Annotated in this window: 8 protein-coding genes; 5 read left to right on the top strand and 3 right to left on the bottom strand. The window is 64.7% G+C overall.

The window, feature by feature from the left end; translation table 11 throughout:
• Nucleotides 1-161 precede the first annotated feature (161 nt).
• The 4 genes from mutA (at nucleotide 162) to A5753_RS20775 (ending at nucleotide 6,636) form a co-directional block, all read left to right on the top strand.
• Nucleotides 162-2,039 carry a methylmalonyl-CoA mutase small subunit gene (mutA, locus tag A5753_RS20790; RefSeq protein WP_067132694.1) on the top strand — a complete coding sequence of 626 codons (1,878 nt, stop codon included), beginning with the start codon at nucleotides 162-164 and terminating at the stop codon, nucleotides 2,037-2,039.
• 5 nt (nucleotides 2,040-2,044) lie between these two features.
• On the top strand, nucleotides 2,045-4,297 hold the full coding sequence (gene scpA / locus A5753_RS20785) for a methylmalonyl-CoA mutase (protein ID WP_067132691.1): 2,253 nt from the start codon (nucleotides 2,045-2,047) through the stop codon (nucleotides 4,295-4,297).
• Nucleotides 4,298-5,287, top strand: coding sequence for a methylmalonyl Co-A mutase-associated GTPase MeaB (gene meaB, locus A5753_RS20780; protein ID WP_067132688.1), 990 nt, complete (start codon nucleotides 4,298-4,300; stop codon nucleotides 5,285-5,287). It begins immediately after the preceding gene.
• Between the two features lie 62 nt (nucleotides 5,288-5,349).
• A complete protein-coding gene (locus tag A5753_RS20775; protein ID WP_067132685.1) occupies nucleotides 5,350-6,636 on the top strand; it encodes a serine hydrolase domain-containing protein in 1,287 nt (428 codons plus the stop codon).
• Nucleotides 6,637-6,679: 43 nt separating this feature from the next.
• Here A5753_RS20775 and A5753_RS20770 read toward each other — a convergent pair whose 3' ends face one another.
• From A5753_RS20770 to A5753_RS20760, 3 genes are read right to left on the bottom strand one after another with little or no spacing between them, the layout of a single operon-like run.
• Nucleotides 6,680-9,604: an RND family transporter gene (locus A5753_RS20770; protein WP_067132682.1), complete on the bottom strand. Its 2,925-nt coding sequence runs from the start codon at nucleotides 9,602-9,604 to the stop codon at nucleotides 6,680-6,682.
• 7 nt (nucleotides 9,605-9,611) lie between these two features.
• Nucleotides 9,612-12,536, bottom strand: coding sequence for an RND family transporter (locus A5753_RS20765; RefSeq protein WP_067132680.1), 2,925 nt, complete (start codon nucleotides 12,534-12,536; stop codon nucleotides 9,612-9,614).
• Complete coding sequence (locus tag A5753_RS20760; RefSeq protein WP_067133138.1) at nucleotides 12,533-12,952, bottom strand: MmpS family protein; 420 nt, start codon at nucleotides 12,950-12,952, stop codon at nucleotides 12,533-12,535. Before A5753_RS20760 ends, A5753_RS20765 begins: the two co-directional genes overlap by 4 nt.
• A 1,015-nt stretch (nucleotides 12,953-13,967) precedes the next feature.
• On the opposite strand from A5753_RS20760, the gene A5753_RS20755 reads away from it, so the two are divergent.
• On the top strand, nucleotides 13,968-21,067 hold a 7,100-nt coding region (locus A5753_RS20755), incomplete at its 3' end, for a non-ribosomal peptide synthetase (protein ID WP_067132676.1).

Below are 21,067 nucleotides of genomic sequence, written 5' to 3'. Positions count from 1 at the left end.
CGCAGATGAATAAGCCGTTTCCTGCGGGTGGTGTTTCATCGGAAATCGCGAACGCTCGCCGCAAGTGGCGGTTTCTTGCGATGAGCGGTCATCAATTAGCCTCTGTAGCTAAGTGGTATCCCCGGAGTTGTAGCCCAAATGCTGGGAAAAGGGAGCAATCGGTGTCCATTGATGTACCCGAGCTCGCCAACCTAGAACAGGTTCGCGGGCGTTGGCGCAGTGCGGTCGCCGGTGTGCTGGCCAAAAGCACCCGGAAGAACCCCGAACAGTTGGGGGACGACCCCGAGCGGCTGCTGGAAACCCCGACTTACGACGGAATTGCGGTCCGCGCGCTCTACACCGCGCTCGACGAACTGCCGGAACCGCCGCTGCCGGGCGAGTGGCCCTATGTGCGTGGCGGCGACGCGTTGCGGGACGTCAAGGCCGGTTGGAAGGTCGCCGAAGCCTTTCCGGCTACCCCGGTGCCCGGCGTCGCGGCCAAGGACGTGAACTCCGCGGTGCTGGACGCGCTCGGCAACGGGGCCGGCGCGCTGGTGCTGCGGATCGGGGAATCGGGCGTGGCGCCCGATCAGCTGGGGGAGACGCTCGAGGGTGTCTACCTGAGCATGGCGCCGCTGATCCTGCAAGCCGGCGCCGATTATCCGGCGGCCAGCGACGTGGCCCTTGCGCTGGCGGACGGGGTGGAGCCCGACCAGCGCGCCACCCTGTCGATCGACCTGGGCGGTGACCCGCTGAGCGCGGCGCACAGTGTTCGGCCCGCGCCGACGATCGCGGACGTAATCGCCGTGGCCAAGCGGGCCGCCGGTCACACCGGCGTGCGCGCGATCACCGTCGACGGGCCCGCGTTCCACAATCTCGGTGCCAACGCGACGTGGGAGCTCGCCGCCGGTATCGGGGCCGCGGTGAGTTACCTGCGGGTGCTCACCGAATCGGGGCTGTCGATCGGCGAGGCGCTGCGGCAGATCAGCTTCCGGTTCGCCGCCGACGACGACCAGTTCATGACGATCGCCAAGTTCCGCGCGGCGCGCAACCTTTGGGCGCGGGTCGCCGAAGTTGTCGGCGAGCCGGATGCCGGCGCGGCCGTAGTCCACGCCGAGACGTCGCTGCCCATGATGACCCAGCGTGACCCGTGGGTGAATCTGCTGCGCTGCACCCTGGCCGCCTTCGGCGCCGGTGTGGGCGGCGCCGACTCGTTGCTGGTGTTCCCGTTCGACGTGGCGATCGATGGCGGATTCCCGGGAATAGCAACGAGTTTCGCCCGCCGCATCGCTCGCAACACGCAGCTGCTGCTTCTCGAAGAGTCACACGTGGGTCGCGTGTTGGACCCGGCCGGTGGCTCGTGGTTCGTGGAGGACCTCACCCGGCGCCTGGCCGAGCGGGCCTGGGAGCATTTCCAGGCCATCGAGTCCCATGGCGGATTCATGCAGGCCCGCAACTTCATCGCCGAGCAGATCGCCGAGGTGGCCGCTCGCCGCACCGATGACATCGCGCACCGCAGGACCGCGATCACCGGGGTAAACGAATTCCCCAACCTCACCGAACCTCCGCTGCCACAAAGCGACTCGACGTATTCGCCGCTCGCCGCCGGGAAACTGGTGCGGTACGCCGCGGAGTTCGAGGCGCTGCGGGACCGGTCGGACGCCTACCTGGCCCGCACCGGCTCCCGCCCGCAGCTGTTGTTGCTGCCGCTGGGGCCGTTGGCCGAGAACAACATCCGCGCGACGTTCGCCTCGAACCTGCTGGCGTCCGGCGGCATCGAGGCGATCAACCCCGGCACGGTCGAGGCCGACAGTGTCGCATCAGCGGTGGCGGACGCGGGGACGCCGACGGTGGCGGTCATCTGCGGCACCGACAAGCGCTACCAGAACGAGGTCTCCGACGTCGCGCAGGCGGCCCGCGGCGCGGGGATTTCGCGGGTGTATCTGGCCGGTCCCGACAAAGCCGTTGCCGACGCCGAGCACCAACCGGACCAATTCCTGACCGCGAAAATCAATGCGGTCGAAGCTTTGTCGGATCTGCTCACAAGGCTGGGGGCGTAGTTACCATGACGACCACTGCACCTGCGGTTGGCAGCTTCGCCGATGTGCCGTTGCACAGCGAGCGGACTGTCACCCCGGCGACCCAGGCCGCCGTCGAGGAACACGTGGCCGCGGCCGCGGCCGCGCACTCGTACACACCCGACCAACTGAAGTGGCAGACACCGGAAGACATCGACGTCAAACCGATTTATATCGGCGCAGACCGGGCGGCCGTAGAGGCCGACGGGTACCCGCTGCACAGTTTCCCGGGCGAACCGCCGTTCGTGCGCGGGCCCTACCCGACCATGTATGTGAACCAGCCGTGGACGATTCGGCAGTACGCCGGCTTCTCCACCGCCGCGGAGTCCAACGCCTTCTACCGGCGCAACCTGGCCGCAGGCCAGAAGGGTCTGTCGGTGGCCTTCGACCTGGCCACCCACCGCGGGTACGACTCGGACCACCCGCGCGTGCAGGGCGACGTCGGAATGGCCGGTGTGGCAATCGATTCCATCCTCGACATGCGCCAGCTGTTCGACGGCATCGACCTGTCGACGGTGTCGGTGTCGATGACCATGAACGGCGCGGTGCTGCCGATCCTGGCGCTGTACGTGGTGGCCGCCGAGGAGCAGGGCGTACCGCCGGAGAAGCTGGCCGGCACTATCCAGAACGACATCCTCAAAGAGTTCATGGTGCGCAACACCTACATCTATCCGCCCAAACCGTCGATGCGCATCATCTCCGACATCTTCGCCTACACCAGCGCGAAAATGCCGAAGTTCAACTCCATCTCGATCTCCGGCTACCACATCCAGGAGGCCGGTGCCACAGCCGATTTGGAGCTGGCCTACACGCTGGCCGACGGGGTCGACTACATCAAGGCCGGCCTGGACGCCGAGCTGGACATCGACAAGTTCGCGCCCCGGCTGTCCTTCTTCTGGGGCATCGGGATGAACTTCTTCATGGAAGTCGCCAAGCTGCGGGCGGGCCGGCTGTTGTGGAGCGAGCTGGTCTCCCAGTTCGACCCGAAGAACCCCAAATCGCTGTCGCTGCGTACACATTCGCAGACCTCCGGCTGGTCGCTGACCGCGCAGGATCCCTTCAACAACGTCGCCCGCACCTGCATCGAGGCGATGGCCGCGACGCAGGGGCACACGCAGTCGCTGCACACCAACGCGCTCGACGAGGCGCTCGCGTTGCCTACCGACTTCTCGGCTCGCATCGCCCGCAACACGCAGCTGGTGCTGCAGCAGGAGTCGGGCACCACGCGACCGATCGATCCGTGGGCGGGGTCCTATTACGTCGAATGGCTGACCCATCAGCTCGCCCAGCGGGCCCGCGCCCACATCGCCGAGGTCGCCGAGCACGGCGGCATGGCGCAGGCCATCAGCGACGGCATCCCCAAGTTGCGCATCGAGGAGGCGGCCGCGCGCACCCAGGCCCGCATCGACTCCGGGATCCAGCCGGTGATCGGGATCAACAAGTACCAGGTAGAAGAGGACCAAGAGGTCGAGGTCCTCAAGGTCGAGAACAGCCGGGTGCGCGCCGAGCAGCTGGCCAAGCTGAAGGAACTGCGGGAAACCCGTGACCAGCCGGCGGTGGACGCCGCGCTGGCGGAACTGTCGCGCGCGGCGGCCGCCCACGGCCGCGCTGGCGCGGACGGGTTGGGCAACAACCTGCTGGCACTGGCCATCGACGCGGCCCGGCATAAGGCCACCGTCGGCGAGATCTCCGATGCGCTGGAGAAGGTCTATGGCCGACACCAGGCGGAGATCCGTACTATCGCCGGGGTCTACCGCGACGAAGCTGGAAAGGCCACGAACATGGCAACCGCGACCGAACTCGTCGAGAAGTTCGCGGAAGCCGACGGCCGCCGCCCGCGGATTCTGGTCGCGAAAATGGGCCAGGACGGCCACGACCGCGGCCAGAAGGTGATCGCGACGGCCTTCGCGGACATCGGATTCGACGTCGACGTCGGTTCGCTGTTCTCCACGCCCGAGGAGGTGGCCCGCCAGGCCGCCGACAACGACGTGCACGTGGTCGGGGTGTCCTCGCTGGCCGCCGGCCATCTGACGCTGGTGCCCGCGCTGCGCGAGGCGATGGCCGACGTGGGGCGGCCCGACATCATGATCGTGGTCGGCGGCGTCATTCCGCCGGGCGATTTCGACGAGCTGTACGAGGCCGGGGCCGCCGCCATCTTCCCGCCCGGGACGGTGATCGCTGACGCCGCAATCGGCTTGCTGCACAAGCTCGCCGCGCGGCTGGGTTACACCCTCGACTAAATGGCTTCCGAACGGAACGACTCCGTGGAGCGGTTGGCCGAGGCGGTTCGCAACGGCGACCGCGCGGCGTTGCCGCGGGCCATCACGCTGCTGGAGTCCACCCGCGCCGACCATCGCGAGAAGGCCCAGCGGCTGCTGCTGGAGCTGACGCCGGACGCCGGCGATGCGTACCGGGTCGGCATCACCGGGATCCCCGGGGTCGGCAAGTCCACCAGCATCGAGGCCCTCGGCATGCATCTGATCGAACTGGGCCACCGAGCGGCAGTCTTGGCCGTCGACCCGTCGTCGACCCGCACCGGCGGCTCGATCTTGGGCGACAAGACCCGGATGGCGCGCCTGGCCATGCATCCGGATGCATACATTCGGCCGTCGCCCACGTCAGGCACCCTGGGCGGGGTGGCCAAGGCCACCCGCGAAGCGGCGGTCCTGCTGGCGGCCGCCGGCTTCGACGTGATCCTGATCGAGACCGTCGGGGTCGGCCAGTCCGAGGTGACCGTGGCGAACATGGTCGACACTTTCGTGTTGCTGACCCTGGCGCGCGGTGGCGACCAGCTGCAGGGCATCAAAAAGGGTGTGCTCGAACTGGCCGATATCGTCGTGGTGAATAAGGCCGACGGGGATCACCTCGCCGAAGCTCGGTCGGCGGCGCGCGAGCTGTCCGGAGCCATTCGGTTGATACATCCGCGTGAAACCCTCTGGCGGCCACCGGTTCTCACGATGAGTGCGGCCGAGGGAACCGGCCTCAAGGAATTGTGGGACACCATCGAACGTCATCGGCAGGTTCTCACCGAGGCGGGGGAATTCGAGGCGCGCCGCCGCGCCCAGCTGGTCGACTGGACTTGGCAGATGGTGCGCGACACGGTGCTGGACCGGCTGCTGTCCAGCCCCAAGGTTCGCAAGATGCGCGCCGACGTCGAACGGCAAGTCAAGGCGGGGGAGCTGACCCCGGCGCTGGCGGCCCAGCAAATATTATCGGCAGCGTCAGAATAACGGATAGATAAACAATCTGATTACGCTCCTGTCGGGTGTGAAATCCAAGTAAATTCGAAATTGTGACGGTGGAAACCCGAGTCGATCGCCGCGCGGTCCCTGTCCGCGATGACCTTGACGCAGGTCACCGTGTGTCCGGCGCGGCGGACTCACACTTCGGATGCGTCGTTCGCAGCTTTTCCAGCATGTTCCCCGCCCGCCGTTTCGGCGGCGGCGCGCTGGCCGTGTATCTCGACGGCCAACCCGTCGTGGACGTCTGGGCCGGATGGGCCGACCGCGGCGGACAGCGGCCGTGGACAGCGAACACCGCCCCGATGGTTTTCTCGGCGACCAAGGGGATGGCGGCCACCGTCATTCACCGGCTCGCGGACCGCGGGCTGATCGACTACGAAGCCCCCGTCGCCGAGTATTGGCCGGAATTCGCGGCGAACGGGAAGGCCGAGCTGACGGTGCGGCAGGTGATGCGTCACCAGGCCGGCCTGTCGGGTTTGCGGGGCGCCACTATGGACGAACTGCTTGATCACGTCGTGATGGAGCAAAAGCTGGCCGCGGCGGCCCCGGGACGGCTGCTGGGCAAATCGGCTTATCACGCACTGACTTTCGGCTGGCTGATGTCGGGTCTGGGCCGGGCCGTGACCGGTAAAGGCATGGGCGCGCTGATCCGCGAGGAGCTCGCCCAGCCGTTGAACACGGACGGCCTGCACCTCGGCCGCCCGCCCGCCGACGCGCCGACCCGGGTCGCCGAGATCATCTGCCCGCAGAGCATGATTGGAAACCCGGTCGTCGGCTTCGTGACTCGCAAGGTCGCCAACGAGATGTCCGGGGCATACCGGTCGATGTACTTCAAGGGCCTGATGGGCGCCGTTCGGGGCGAGGTTCCCTTGCTGGACGCCGAGATCCCGGCCGCCAACGGCGTAGTGACGGCGCGCGGGCTGGCGCGCATGTACGGCGCCATCGCCAACGGCGGCGAGGTCGACGGCACCCGATTCCTGTCCCGTCAGCTGGTCGCCGGTCTGACGGGGGAGCGGAGCCTGCGCCCGGACCGAAACCTCTACGTGCCGTTGGCTTTCCACCTGGGCTACCACAGCTTGCCAATTGGGAGCGTGATGCCCGGCTTCGGCCATGTCGGCCTCGGTGGTTCGCTCGGCTGGACCGATCCGGCGAGCGGGGTGGCCTTCTCGCTGGTGCACAACCGGCTGCTGACACCGTTCGTGATGACCGATCACGCGGCGTTCGTCGGAATTTATGCGTTGATCCGCAAGGCCGCGGAGAAAGCGCGCAAGCGCGGTTTCGAACCGATCACCGGATACGGTGCGCCCTACTTCGAGCCTGGAGCGGTCGCCGGCTGACCCTGGCTACGTCCATCGGAACGAGCCCAGGCGACAGCCCCAACTAATAGGACGGAAGCCTCGAGGGCCTCGGAATCGGCGCGGTGACCGCGTCGTCGCCGCCGAACCTCTCGCCGAGCAGTTCGCGCACGACCGGGCGGGGTGGCCGGGAACGAAGCATCCGGCTGGGCGGACGGGTTCGAACTATCTGCGGCCACCAGAACCAACGTCCGAGCAGTGCGGCGATGGTCGGCGTCATGAACGAGCGAACGACCAAAGTGTCGAACAGCAATCCCAAGCCGATGGTCGTGCCGACCTGGCCGATGATCCGCAGATCGCTCGCCGCCATCGAGGCCATGGTGAACGCGAAGACCAGGCCCGCGTTCGTCACCACCTTGCCGGTACCGGCCATCGCACGGATGATGCCGGTATTGATCCCGCTGGCTATTTCCTCTTTCATTCGGGACACCAGCAGCAGGTTGTAGTCAGACCCCACCGCCAGAAGAACGATGACTGACATCGGCAGCACCATCCAGTGCAGTTTGAAGCCCAACACGTACTGCCAAATCAGCACTGACAGGCCAAAAGACGCCCCCAACGACAGGGCCACCGTACCCACGATGACGAGCGCGGCCACAAAGCTTCGCGTGAGGACGAGCATGATGATGAAGATGAGGCAGAGCGCACCGATTCCCGCAATGTACAGGTCATATTTCGCCCCGTCGTGGAAGTCCTTGAATGTCGAGGCCGTCCCGGCGAGATAGACGTTGGCACTCTCGAGGGGCGTCGTCTTGAGCGCCTCCTCTGCCGCCGTCTTGATTTTGTCGATCCTCGATATGCCCTCGGGCGTGGCGGGGTCGCCCCGGTGCGAAATGATGAACCGCGCGGCTTTCCCATCCGGGGATAAGAACGACTCCATCGCCTTCTTGAAGTCGGCGTTGTCAAACACTTCCGGCGGCAGATAGAAGGAATCGTCGTTCTTGGCCTGGTCAAAGGCCTCACCCATGGCGGCCGAGTTCGAGCTTGATTCGTCCATTCCGCCGAGCATTCCGGCCATGGTGCTGTGCATCTTCAAAATCATGGTCCGGGCGTCTTCTGACATCGCAATCATCGCGGGGTACTGCGCGAGCAGCTGCGGCAACACTGAGTCCATGTTCTGGAGATCCTTGACAAGGTCTTCCATCTTGTCGCTGAGCTCGTCTACACCGTCGATGGTGTCAAAGACCGCTCTAAACGAAAAGCATATCGGGATGTCGTAGCAGTGCTTTTCCCAGTAGAAATAACTGCGAATCGGTCTGAAAAAGTCTTCAAAGTCCGAAATGTGGTCTCTCAGCTCATTGACCACGCCGACCATCTCATTCGTGACGGTGATCGAATGATGAGTAATGTCGGTGAGTTGCGACTGCAATGCGTACAGACGTTTCATCGTCGCGATCTGCGTCGACATGATGTCCGCCTGCTTGAGCATGTCGTCGGCCCGCATCTGCATATATTGCTGGTATTGAAGCTGAGTCGCATTTCTCAAGCTGATCAAAAAGGGAATGGAGGTGTGCTCAATTGGTGTGCCCTCGGGCCGAGTTATGCCCTGCACCCGGGAAATGCCCGGAACTCGGAAAATCGCCTTGGCGACCTTATGCAACACCAGAAAGTCCGCTGGATTACGCATGTCGTGGTTTGATTCGAGCAATAAAATTTCGGGCATCATTCGAGCCTGCGAAAAGTGTCGATCCGCGGCCGCGTACCCAACATTCGCCGGAATGTCCTTGGGAATGTAGAGCTTGTCGTTATAGCTCGTTTTATAGCCCGGCAGTGTCGCCAGGCCGATCAGCGCGATCGCTATGGTCGCGACCAGAATCGGGCCCGGCCACCGCACGATCGCGGTGCCGATGCGCCGCCACCGGCCGTACCCGATCGCGCGCTTGGGGTCGAACAAACCGAACCCGCTTCCCAGAGTCAAAACTGCCGGAACCAGCGTGAGCGCCACCACGACCGCCACGACCATGCCCACCGCGCAGGGCACGCCCATGGTCTGGAAAATCGGCATCCGGGTAAAGCTCAGGCACATGATCGCGCCGGCGATCGTCAGGCCGGAACCCAAGACAACGGGGGTGACACCACGGTAGGTCGTGTGGTAGGCCGTTTCCGGGTCCTGTCCCGCATGACGGGCCTCTTGATAGCGCCCGAGAAAGAAGATCGCGTAGTCGGTCCCGGCGGCCATCGCGAGGGCCGTCAGCAGGCTGGTGGCGAACGTCGAGAGCACCAGGATGTTGCTATTACCGAGAAATGCGACGATTCCCCGGGCCGCCAGCACTTCGATCCCCACCGTGGCCAAAAGCAGGACGACGGTAACGATCGAACGATAGACGAACAGCAGCACCAGGAAGATGATCACGGCACCTATCGCCGTCATCTTCAGAATGGATCGGTCACCACTGCGCTGCATATCGGAAACGAGCGCTGCCGGGCCGGTGACGTAAGCCTTGACGCCGGGCGGGGGCGCCATTCGATGCACGATATCCCGGACCGCGGCCACCGATTCCTGCCCCAAGGTCGTGCCCTGGTTGCCCGACAGATTCACCTGCACGTATGTCGCCATACGATCGGGGCTTTGGGCCCCCCCGGCCGTGAGTCGATCGCCCCACAAATCCTGCACATGCTGAACGTGCTTGGGATCGGCCCTTAAGTCGTGAACCAATTTGTCGTAGTAGGCGTGAGCATCGGGGCCGAGTGGCTGCTGCCCCTCGAGCACGACCATCGCGAAACTATCCGAGTCGGATTCCTTGAAGTCCCGGCCCATTCGCTTCATGGCCTGCACCGCCGGGGCGTCTTGAGGCGCCAGTGGCACGGAATGCTTCTGCCCGACATGCTCCAGCGACGGAACTGCCAGGCTCACCACCGCAGTCAGTGCCACCCAGGCCAAGATGATGGGCACTGACAGCCTGCGGATCATCCGCGCCAGAGCGGGCTCCCGAGAGTATTTCGTACTCATGCGGCGATCAGCTGGGAATTCCGCTACCGACGGGCGGCTGTTTCAGCAGGGCGCGCACCAACGGGCGGGATCCTGTCGGGCGAAGCAACACGCTGGCAGGGCGGGGGCGTACCCGTTGCGGCCACCAGAACCAGCGTCCCAGTAGCGCGGCGATGGACGGGGTCATGAAGGCACGCACGATCAGCGTGTCGAACAGCAGACCCAGCCCGATTGTCGTGCCGATCTGGCCGATGATGACCAAATCGCTGACGATCATGGACGCCATCGTGAACGCGAATACGAGGCCGGCGTTCGTCACGACCTTGCCGGTACCGCCCATAGCGCGGATGATGCCCGTCTTGATGCCGGCGCCCAATTCCTCCTGCATTCGGGCTACCAGCAACAAGTTGTAGTCCGAACCGACCGCCAGGAGCACCAACACAGCCATGATGAGGACGAGCCAGTGTATTGGTACGCCGAGTAAATATTGCCAGACGAGTACGGCCAGTCCAAAGGACGCACCCAGTGACAGCAATACCGTTCCGACGATGACCAACGCGGCAACGAAACTTCGCGTCACGATCAGCATGATGATGAAGATAAGGCAGCACGCCGCGACTCCCGCAATTAGGAGATCGTATTTGGATCCGTCGATAATGTCTTTCGTGAACGCCGCGGTGCCGGTCAGGTAAACCCGGGCGGATTCCAACGGAGTCCCTTTGAGCGCCTCCTCGGCCGCACTCTTTATCGCGTCGACCCGTCCGATGCCCTCAGGCGACGCAGGATCGGCCTTTTGGGTGATGAGCATGCGGGCGGCCTTGCCGTCCGGGGACACGAAGATGTCCAAGACCCGTTTGAAGTCCGCATTCTTGAAGACCTCGGGGGCGATATAAAAGGAATCGTCGTTCTTGGCGGCGTCGAAAGCCTTGCCCATGGCCGTCGAGTTATCGGAGGCCTCGTCCATCGAGGACATGATGCCGGACATGGTGCTGTGCATGGTCAACATCATGGTTCGCATGCTCTGCATAGTCTCGATCATCGCCGGGAATTGCGCCACCAGCTGCGGCATGACCACGTCAATTTGATCGAGATCTTTTACCAGATCTCCCAATTTATCGGTAATCTCATCAATGCCGTCGAGGGTGTCGAATATCGATCGCAGAGAAAAGCAGATCGGAATATCGTAGCAGTGCTTCTCCCAGTAAAAGTAGCTGCGGATCGGCCGCCAGAAGTCTTCGAAATCTGAGATGTGGTCTCGCATCTCGTTGGTGATCGCTTGCATATCGTGCGTCTCGCCGACCATGTGATGGGTGGTCGCGACGAGCTGTTGCATCAGGCCATACATGTGCTGCATGAGGGCGATCATTTTCGCCAACTCGTCGGCTTGAACGAGCATGTCATTCATGCGATCCTTCTGGAACGGCATGATCTCTAGCTGTGACGCGTTTTGCATGCCGATCATGAACGGTATCGATGTGTGCGCGATCGGTGTGCCCTCAGGCCTGGTAAGGCTCTGCACGGTGGAAATGCCTGGAACCGCGAGGACGCCCTTGGCGAGCTTGTCCAATACCAGCGCGTCCGCCGAGTTCCGCAGATCGTGGTCGGCCTCCACCATCAAGACCTCGGGCGCCATCATTCGCGAGGGGGGAAAATGGCGCTTTGCGGCGCCAAACCCCTGCGCGGCAGGGATATTCGCCGGGATGTAGTTCATATCGTTGTAGCTCGGCCGGTAGCCCGGGAGGGTCAACAGCCCGACGAGCGCGACCGCCAAAGTCGCGAGAAGAATGGGCGCCGGCCACCGAACGATCGAGGTGCCGATCCGCCGCCACCGATGAGCGGTGATCCGTCGCTTGGGGTCGAATAGGCCGAAACGGCTCCCGACATGAAGAACCGCCGGGACGAGCGTCAGGGCGACTGCGACGGCAACCACCACGCCAAGCGCGCATGGAACCGCCAAAGCTTGGAAATGGGGCAGCCGGGTGAACTTGAGGCAGAAAAGGGCGCCGGCGATGGTCAAACCGGAGGCTAGGACGATCTTGGCGACGCCGTGATATGTCGTGTAAAAGGCGGTTTCCCGATCCTCGCCGAACTGCCGCGCCTCATGATATCGACCGAAAAAGAAAATTCCGTAGTCGGTTCCGGCCGCGATGCCGATTGACACCAGCAGATTGACGGCGAACGTCGTAAGACCGATGACGCCATGATCGCCGAGGAAGGCCACGATCCCACGGGCCACTTGCAATTCTATTCCGACCATCAGCAACAACACGATTACGGTGACGATCGATCGGTAGACGAGAAGCAACGTGATGAAGATGACTGCGAGGCTCACCGCGGTGATCAGGACTACCGTACGGTCGCCACTGTTGGCCATGTCCGTGATGATCGCCGCGGGTCCGGTGACATACGCCTTGACGCCCGGCGGCGCGGGTGTGCGCGCGACTATGTGCTCGACGGCCAGGGTCGAGTCGGTGGACTCGCTCGAACCAGGCGTACCGCGCACGGCCACTTGCACATACGCGGCCTTGCCGTCGGCGCTTTGCGCAGCTCCCGCCGTGAGCGGATCACCCCAGAAATTCTGGATGTGCTGCACGTGCTTCGGATCGGCTTGTAATTGGCGAATTATGCTGTTGTAGTATTCGTGAGCGGAATCGCCGAGTGGCTGCTGCCCTTCTAAGACGATTATTGCGCCGCTGCCGTTGTCATTTTCTTTGAATTTATCGCCAATGCGCTTCGACGCCTTGAACGAGGGCGCATCGGTCGGATCCAGCGATATCGAATGGGTTTGCTCGACCTTTTCCAACGAAGGGATGCTGATGCCCATTATTACGACCAGCGCCACCCAAATCAGGATGATGGGCACCGCGAATCGACGGATCATCCGCGGCGCGAAGGGCGGCCTGGCCTGCTCGTCGCGCAACGCCTGCTCGCCGCGCAATTGTGGTTCGCTCATGCTGACTTCAGCATGCAGAAGGTGAACGCCGCCGTTTCATGACTAGTCTTTTCGGCTTTGACCACATTGTCGACGAGGATGCGGCAACCGATGCTGTTCGTATCCCCTTGGGCCACAACGTTTCCGACCGCCGTCGCCGAGGTGATCGCGAACTCCAACGACCACGGCAAGCTTTCTCCCTTGATGTGTTGGGGTTCGCCATTGACGTCGAAGTAGCTGATGGCGGCCACCGTCCCAGGCGGGCCGAAGACCTCGTATCTCAGGTGCTTGGGATTGAAGGGCTTGGAATCATTGGCGCGGGTGTCGGAGTACGAAAGTTGCTTCTCAGAGCCGAAGATGCCATGCAGTCGTGACACGGTGAAGCCTCCTGCAACAACCACGGCGAGTATGACCAGCGGCACCCATAGCCGTCCCAGAACCTTGAAAATCGAAAACCCCCGAGTTCGTCGGATTTCTCGTGATCTGCTCAGCGTTGGCGGCGCGGCGGGAGGCCGGCCCGCACGTCGCGGGAGACCGCCTCGGCCGGACTCATGTCCGGTGCGCAAGGGAGTCGTGTCGGCGACATCGGTATCGGCTCCGGCAACGTCTCGCACCCCCTGCTCGACCATCGCATCCAACCTTCCACCCGCGTCCACACTGGCGTATGTCAGTTGTTCGAACTTGCAACTTACACATCAAACGCGGTCCACCAAAGAGCAAGCAGTTCGAGCATGCGCGCCGCAGGGTAGCCGTGCGGCGATCACCTCAAATTAGCAGCGCATCAGGGACCGCGACCTGATCTTGACGAGTAAACCACGTGCGCGGTCTTCGTATCGGCACTTTCCCAACGCGATATTGGATCGTAATGCACAGTATGCCGGCGAAGGGTACTGCCGTCGGGGCCCGCGGGCTCGGCGCGGTGACGTGGTTTTACCCCAACGCGGACTTGGCGGACGGGCCGCGGCAACGGCGAACCCCGACGGACGGTTAGCGAACGTTTGGGCGCTGCCCCGGCGCCCCTTACAGGTCGGTAAATAAGAGGTGCAGCCAGCCGATCGCTGCACTTCAGGACCCCGTTTACCGGCTGGGCGCGTTTCTTCCGCCACCGTTCTTAGAGCAACGCCAGAATGTTTGCCGAAACCCGCACAGGGCGGGTTGACCTCCACTAGGGTTTGGAGCGGTTTCACATCGCTTGCCTTCAATCGGCGGGAGGAAGTGTTGTGGATCGATCCGTTCGACAGCCGTACGGGGGGAGCTTTCTGGTCTTGGGCAACAACGTGGAGCACGACAGCCTGCGGGGCGGCGTCCCAGCCGCCTGCCTGCCGGCCTACGGCGCGGCGCAGCGTGCTTCGTGTCTGTATTCCATCGGACAGGACCGGAGCAATGCGCGGCCGTTGAATCTTTTCAGCTGGTCGGCCTTCTGATCAGCAGCTCTGTTACTTAAAGGAGTCGATGGTGCTTGGGGACCGGGCACTTCCACTGACGCGGGGTCAACTAGAGATTTGGCTTGCGCAGGAAACGGGTCAGCTGGGCGCGGGGTGGCAGTTGGGCCTGTTCGTGAAGTTCGAGGGCCCGGTGGAACGCGAAGCCCTGGAGTGGGCGATTCGCCGATCCGTTAGCGAGGCTGAGCCGCTCAGGGCCGCCTTCTTCGAGGTCGACGGCCAGGTTGTGCAAAGCGTGATCGACTACCCGGACGTCAAGGTCGACTTCTACGACCTGACCTGCTCAAGCGATTCGCTGCAGGAAGCGCAACGGATCGCGTCGTCGATACAGAGCACGCCGATGCCCTTCACCGGGCCGCTGTTCAAATTTGTACTTTTCCAGGTGCGCCGCGATGAGTTCTACCTGTTCTGGTGTGTCCACCACATAGTTCTGGATGGGTCCGGCATAGCGCTGATCGGCCAGCGGCTCGCGGCCGTCTACTCCGCGGTTGTGTCCGGGGCGCCAATTCCTGGCGCCCTCCTGGGTTCCTTGCAGGACTTGGTCGACTGCGAGCAGGAATATGAGGCATCCAAGGAGTATCTGGAAGACCAGAGTTATTGGACGCAGAACCTCCCGGCGGAGGGTGCAGAGCAGCATCGCTTGCCCCAACCCTGTGGCGAGCGGGAACCGGAGCCGCCTTCTGATCCGGTTCGGTTGAATCCCTTGGCAATTCGGCGCATCGATGAGTTGTGCCGGGTGTGGAATGTGCCCCGCTCGTCGGTCATCACCGCCGCATGCGCGCTTCTGGTCCGCGGGTACCACGCGGATGCGTCAGAGGTAGTACTCGACTTTCCCGTCAGCCGACGCGTGCGTCCGGAGTCGAAAACGCTTCCCGGGATGGTGGCCGGAGTGGTGCCCCTGGTGTTGAGGCTGTCGCCCGCGGCTACGGTTGCCGATTTTTGCGGATACGTGGACACCCGAATACGGGAAGCGGTGCAGCACCAGAGGTTTCCGGTGGAAGCCCTCGAGCGCAAGGCTCGGGGGCATGGTCGGTCATTCGACAGGGTGACCGTCAATTTTCTCCCGTCTCGATTCACTCTGCCGTTTGGCGGCGTCGCGGCTTCGGCCTCCTTGACCAACAGCGGCGTGGTAGACGGCTTCGGCCTGATGTTCTCCAGCTCCGGTGACGACCTTTTCCTTAGCACGGCGTCCAATGGGCAGTCATCCTGGAACTTCGAGGTCCGCGATCTGGCGAGACGGTTGGAGCGGGTTTTAGCCGCTATGACGGCCGACCCGGCACGGCCGCTCTCGACGATCGATCTGCTGGATGCCACTGAGCATGATCGGTTGGGTGGTTGGGGCAACCAGGGGGTGTTGACTCGCCAGTCGAGCATGTCGGGTTCGATCCCGGCGCTGTTTGCTGCGCAGGTGGCCCTCGTCCCGGAGGCGTTAGCGCTGACGTACGAGGGCCGATCGATCTCGTATCGAGAGCTCGATGACGCGTCCAACAGGTTGGCGCATTTCTTGGCCGCTGACGGGGTGGGTCCCGGGCAGCGTGTGGCGTTGCTGTTGGCGCGTTCGGCCAAGACCGTCGTCGCGATGCTGGCGGTTCTCAAAACCGGTGCGGCCTACGTGCCTATCGACGCGGCGCATCCCGACGCGCGCATCAAATTCATGATCGACGATGCCGCGCCGATCGTCGCGGTCGCCTCGGCGGACCTGCGCCCGCGGCTGAGCGGATGCGGCCTTCCCGTGATCGATGTCGACGACCCCCGAATCGAGGCCTGCCCTGGCACGGCCGTGCAGGCTCCGGCGCCCGACGACATCGCCTATCTCATCTACACCTCGGGCACTACCGGTGTGCCCAAGGGGGTGGCGGTCAGCCACCGGAACGTCACCCAGCTGATCGAGGTGCTGGATGCCTACCTGCCCAGGCCCGGGGTGTGGACGCAGTGTCATTCGTACGGGTTTGACTCCTCGGTATGGGAGATCTTCGGTTCGCTGCTGGGTGGCGGACGGCTGGTGGTGGTGCCCGAAGAGGTGGCCAGCTCACCCGAAGACCTCCACGCGTTGCTGGTAACCGAGCAGGTCACTGCGCTCGCCCGAACCCCGTCTGCCCTGGGGGTGCTGTCGCCGCAGGGCTTGGGATCGACGGCGGTGATGGTCGCCGGCGAGCCATGCCCGGTCGAGTTGGTGGATCGGTGGGCGCCGGGGCGGATGATGCGCAATGCCTACGGTCCGACCGAGACGACGATGGTCGTGGCGATCAGCGCACCGCTCGAGGCGGGGGCGGCGTCGGTGCCGATCGGCGTACCGGTACCCGGGGCCGCCCTATTCGTGCTGGACGGGTGGTTGCATCCGGTGCCCGTCGGTGCGGTGGGTGAGTTGTATGTGGCCGGGGACGGGCTGGCCTATGGATATGTGGACCGGGCGGGCTTGAGTGCGTCGCGGTTTGTGGCATGTCCGTTTGGGGGCGCCGGACAGCGCATGTATCGCACCGGCGACCGGGTCAGTTGGGGCGTCGACGGGCAATTGCGGTATGTCGGGCGCGCCGACGAGCAGGTCAAGATCCGCGGGTATCGCATCGAGTTGGGTGAAGTGCAGGCGGCGTTGGCCGGCCTGGACGGCGTGGAGCAGGCGGCCGTGATCACCCGTGAGGACCGCCGCGGCGACAAACGTCTGGTCGGCTATGTCACCGGCATCTCCGACCCGGCGCAGGTGCGCAGCGCATTGGCGGAGCGGCTGCCCGCCTACATGGTGCCGACCGCAATGGTGGTCCTCGAGGCGCTGCCGTTGACGACCAACGGCAAACTCGATGTCCGCGCGCTGCCGGCGCCGGAGTACCAGGACGGCGATCGCTACCGGGCGCCGGCCAACGCGACCGAGGAGATCCTGGCAGGGATCTACGCCCAGGTGCTGGGGCTCGAGCGGGTCGGGGTTGACGAGTCCTTCTTCGAGCTGGGTGGGGACAGCATTCTGTCGATGCAGGTGGTGGCTCGGGCGCGGGCAGCGGGCCTGGTGTTTCGGCCCCGCCACGTATTCGTCGAGCAGACGGTGGCCCGACTGGCCAGGGTGGTAGCCGTGGCCAGCGGCGAGGCCGGCCGCATTGACGAGGGGGTCGGGCCGGTCATCGCGACGCCGATCATGCGGTCGCTACAGGAGGTCGGTGGCCCGGTCGAGCAGTTCAACCAAACCGTGGTGGTGCATGCCCCCGCCGGGGTGAGCGAGCCCGATGTGGTGGCCATGTTGCAGGCGCTGCTGGATCGCCATGCCATGCTGCGGCTGCGCGCCGACGACGATGGCGCCGGAAACTGGTTGCTGGAGGTTCCCGAACCGGGGTCGGTGCATGCCGGCGATTGCCTGCGAGGCGTGGACGCGTTGTCCGAGGAGGCATTGGTCGAGGCGCGGTCGCGGTTGAACCCCGCGGCTGGGGTGATGCTCAGTGCGGTGTGGGCCGGCCCGACGGGCGAGTTGGCGTTGGTCATTCACCATCTGGCCGTTGACGGGGTGTCGTGGCGAATTCTGCTGGAAGACCTCAACCTCGCGTGGGTTCAGCGCCGCGGCGGGCACCCGATAGCTCTTCCGGCGGCGGGCACCTCGTTTGCCCGGTGGTCGTCATTGCTGGCGGAGCACGCGCGCACGCGGGCGGTCGTCGATCAGGCCGACGCATGGCGGCAGGTGACGGCCGCACCGGCGGTGTTGCCGGCCGCGCAGCCCGAGGCGGATACGTTTGCCGCCGCCGGTTTCTTGTCGGTGTCGCTGGACGCCGAGACCACCCGGATCCTGCTGGGTGAAGTGCCGACGGCGTTTCACGCCGGAGTGCACGACATTCTGCTGATCGCGTTCGCGCTGGCGGTTGCGGAGTTCTCCCGCCGGCCAGCCACGCCGATCGGCATCGACGTGGAGGGTCATGGGCGCCACGAGGAGTTGGCCGCCGATGTGGACCTGACGCGCACGGTGGGGTGGTTTACCACCAAATATCCCGCGGCGCTGAGCGTCGGAGGGCTGAGGTGGGGCCAAGTGGTCGCCGGTGAGGCGCCGTTGGGAGCGCTGGTCAAGGACGTCAAGGAGCAGCTGCGCGCCCTGCCGGATCCGCTGAGTTACGGTTTGCTGCGCTACCTGAATCCCGACGTTGAGCTGGCCGGACCCGATCCGGCGATAGGGTTCAACTATCTGGGCCGATTGGGTTCGGCGGCCGAGGTATTCGACGATTCGTGGCGGGTGCATCGGGACGGGCTGTCGCTCAGCGGCGCGGTCGCGGGGATGCCGCCGGCGATGCCGATGTCGCACACAGTGGAGCTCAACGCCGGCACGGTGGACACCGAATCCGGCCCGCAGCTGCACGCGAATTGGACGTGGGCCCCGTCGGCGCTGGATCGCGAACAGGTCGATCGGCTGGGCCGATTGTGGTTTGAGGCCCTGGCCGGGATCTGTGCGCATGTTCGCGGTGGCGGGGGCGGATGGACGCCATCAGATTTCGCTCCCGCTCGCTTGACCCAAACCCAGCTCGATGAGCTGCAGGAGCAGTACCGGCTTGCTGACGTGTTGCCGTTGACCCCGTTGCAGCAGGGGTTGCTGTTTCACACCAGCACCGCCCGGGGCGGCCAGGACGTGTACGCGGTGCAGCTCGACATCACTTTCAGCGGTGCCCTCGACCAGGATCGGCTACGCGAGGCGCTGCACACCGTGGTGACCCGGCATCCCCACCTGGCGGCTCGATTCTGCGCAGATTTCGACGAGCCGGTGCAGATCATCCCGGCCGATCCGGTGCTGCCGTGGCGGTACATCGACTTGGACGGCGTCGACTTGGACGTCGACGAATGGGTCAAAGAGATTGGTGCTGCTGAACGCGCCGCGGTGTGCGATCTGGCCGACCCGCCGTCATTCAGGGCGGTGTTGCTTCGCACCGCGAAAGACCGGCACCGATTGGTGCTGACGAATCACCACATCGTCCTGGATGGCTGGTCGTTGCCCATCCTGATGGCCGAAATCTTCGCCGGCTATTACGGACGCCAGCTGCCCGCGGCGCCGTCGTATCGCCACTTTGTCGGCTGGCTGGCCGAGCGGGATCGCGACGCGGCCCTCGCGGCCTGGCGTGAGGTGTTGGCCGGTCTTGACACCCCGACCGTGGTGAGCCCACCAGGGCGATCAGAGCCGGGACCGCCAGGCGTGCAATCGTTTTGGATCTCTGCGGAGCTCACCCGTGCCATCGGCGAGTTGGCGCGCACGCAGCACACCACTGTCGCCGTCGTGCTGCAGGCGGCGTGGGCGCAGCTGTTGGTGTGGCTGACGGGCCTGCACGATGTGGCCTTCGGTACCGCGGTGTCGGGGCGGCCGGCGGAATTGGCCGGTGCGGATTCGATGGTGGGGCTGCTGATCAACACGGTCCCGACGCGGGCGCGGATCACCGCGGCAACCACGGGCGCCGACCTGCTGGATCAGCTGCAAGATTTCTACAACCACACGGTGGAGCACCAGCATCTGGCGCTGGCCGAGATCCACCGCGCCACCGGACACGACCAATTGTTCGACACCTTGTTCGTCTTCGAAAACTACCCGGTGGACACCGCCGCGTTGGTTGGCGGCCAGGAGTTGGCCATCACCCGATTCGACATGCACGAATCCACCCACTACCCGCTGACGGTCGCCGCCATTCCAGGTCCCGAATTGGGCCTTCGCGTCGAGTACGACGCCGACGTGTTCGACGCGGCCAGGGTCGAGTCGCTGTTCGCGCGGTTGCAAACGGTGCTGTCGGCCATGACCGCCGATACCAGTCGCCGATTGCTGTCGATCGATCTGCTCGATGAGGATGAGCAGGTCGGGCTGGACGAGTGGGGCAATCGGGCGGTGCTGGGCCGCCCGTCGGCGTCGGTGTCGATCCCTGAGTTGTTTGCCGCGCAGGTCACGCGAACGCCGGACGCGTTGGCGTTGACCTGTGACGGGCGCTCAATCTCGTATCGGGAGCTGGACGAGGCCTCGAATCGGTTGGCGCACTTGCTGGTCGGGTGGGGCGCGCGTCCGGGGGAGTGTGTGGCGCTGTTGGTGCCGCGCTCGACCGAGGCGATCGTGGCGATCCTGGCGGTGCTCAAGACCGGGGCGGCCTATCTGCCGATCGATCCCGCGCTGCCCGTGGCGCGGATCGAGTTCATGGTGGCCGACGCGACGCCGGTCGCCGCGTTGACGACGGGGGCGCTTGCCGATCGGCTGCACGGATCCGCGGTGGTGGTCATCGATGTCGACGATCCGGCTGTTGGCCGCGAAGTCAGCACCGGGTTGCCGGCGATGCCGTCCCCGGACGATGTCGCTTACCTGATCTACACCTCGGGCACGACCGGTGTGCCCAAAGGGGTCGCAGTCGCACATCGCAGCGTCACCGAGTTGTTGACCGCTGAGGCCGGTGGTCTGGCGATCGGTTCCGGGCGGGTGTGGTCGCAATGGCATTCGCTCGTGTTCGACGTGTCGGTGTACGAGATTTTCGGGGCGTTGTTGCACGGCGGGCGGTTGGTAGTGGTACCCGAGGAGGTGGCCTCGTCACCGGATGAGTTGCACGCCTTGCTGATTGGCGAGCAGGTAACCGTCTTGAACCAGACGCCCTCGGCGGTGGGCGTGTTGTCGGCCTCGGGGTTGGAGTCGGCGGCGTTGGTGGTGGCCGGTGAGGCCTGTCCGGCCGAGCTGGTGCAGCGGTGGGCGCCAAATCGGGTGATGATCAACGCCTATGGCCCCACCGAGGCGACGGTGTACGCGGCGGCCAGCGCGCCGTTGCGGCGGGGCTCGGGGGTGGTGCCGATCGGTTCGCCGGTCGCCGGCGCGGCGTTGTTCGTGCTCGACGCCGGGTTGCGCCGGGTGTCGGCCGGCGTGGTGGGTGAGCTGTATATCGCCGGTGCCGGCGTGGCCTACGGCTACGTCGGGCGGGCGGGGTTGACGGCGTCGCGGTTTGTGGCATGTCCGTTCAGCGGTCCGGGGCAACGGATGTATCGCACCGGGGATTTGGTGCGGTGGGGCGCCGACGGGCAGTTGCAGTATCTGGGTCGTGCCGATGATCAGGTGAAGATTCGCGGGTATCGCATCGAGCTGGGTGAGGTGCAGGCCGCTCTGGCCCGGCTCGAGGGTGTTGACCAGGCGGCGGTGAT

It is taken from the genome of Mycobacterium sp. 852002-51971_SCH5477799-a, from assembly GCF_001667145.1.
GTDB lineage: Bacteria > Actinomycetota > Actinomycetes > Mycobacteriales > Mycobacteriaceae > Mycobacterium.
Note: the sequence above shows the minus strand (reverse complement) of the source record. Positions and strands in the feature narration are given on the sequence as shown.

Excerpts from the sequence above, each read along its gene's own strand:
- scpA (WP_067132691.1), top strand. The coding sequence starts at position 2,045 with ATGACGACCACTGCACCTGCGGTTGGCAGCTTCGCCGATGTGCCGTTG.
- meaB (WP_067132688.1), top strand. The coding sequence starts at position 4,298 with ATGGCTTCCGAACGGAACGACTCCGTGGAGCGGTTGGCCGAGGCGGTT.
- A5753_RS20770 (WP_067132682.1), bottom strand. The coding sequence starts at position 9,604 with ATGAGTACGAAATACTCTCGGGAGCCCGCTCTGGCGCGGATGATCCGC.
- A5753_RS20765 (WP_067132680.1), bottom strand. The coding sequence starts at position 12,536 with ATGAGCGAACCACAATTGCGCGGCGAGCAGGCGTTGCGCGACGAGCAG.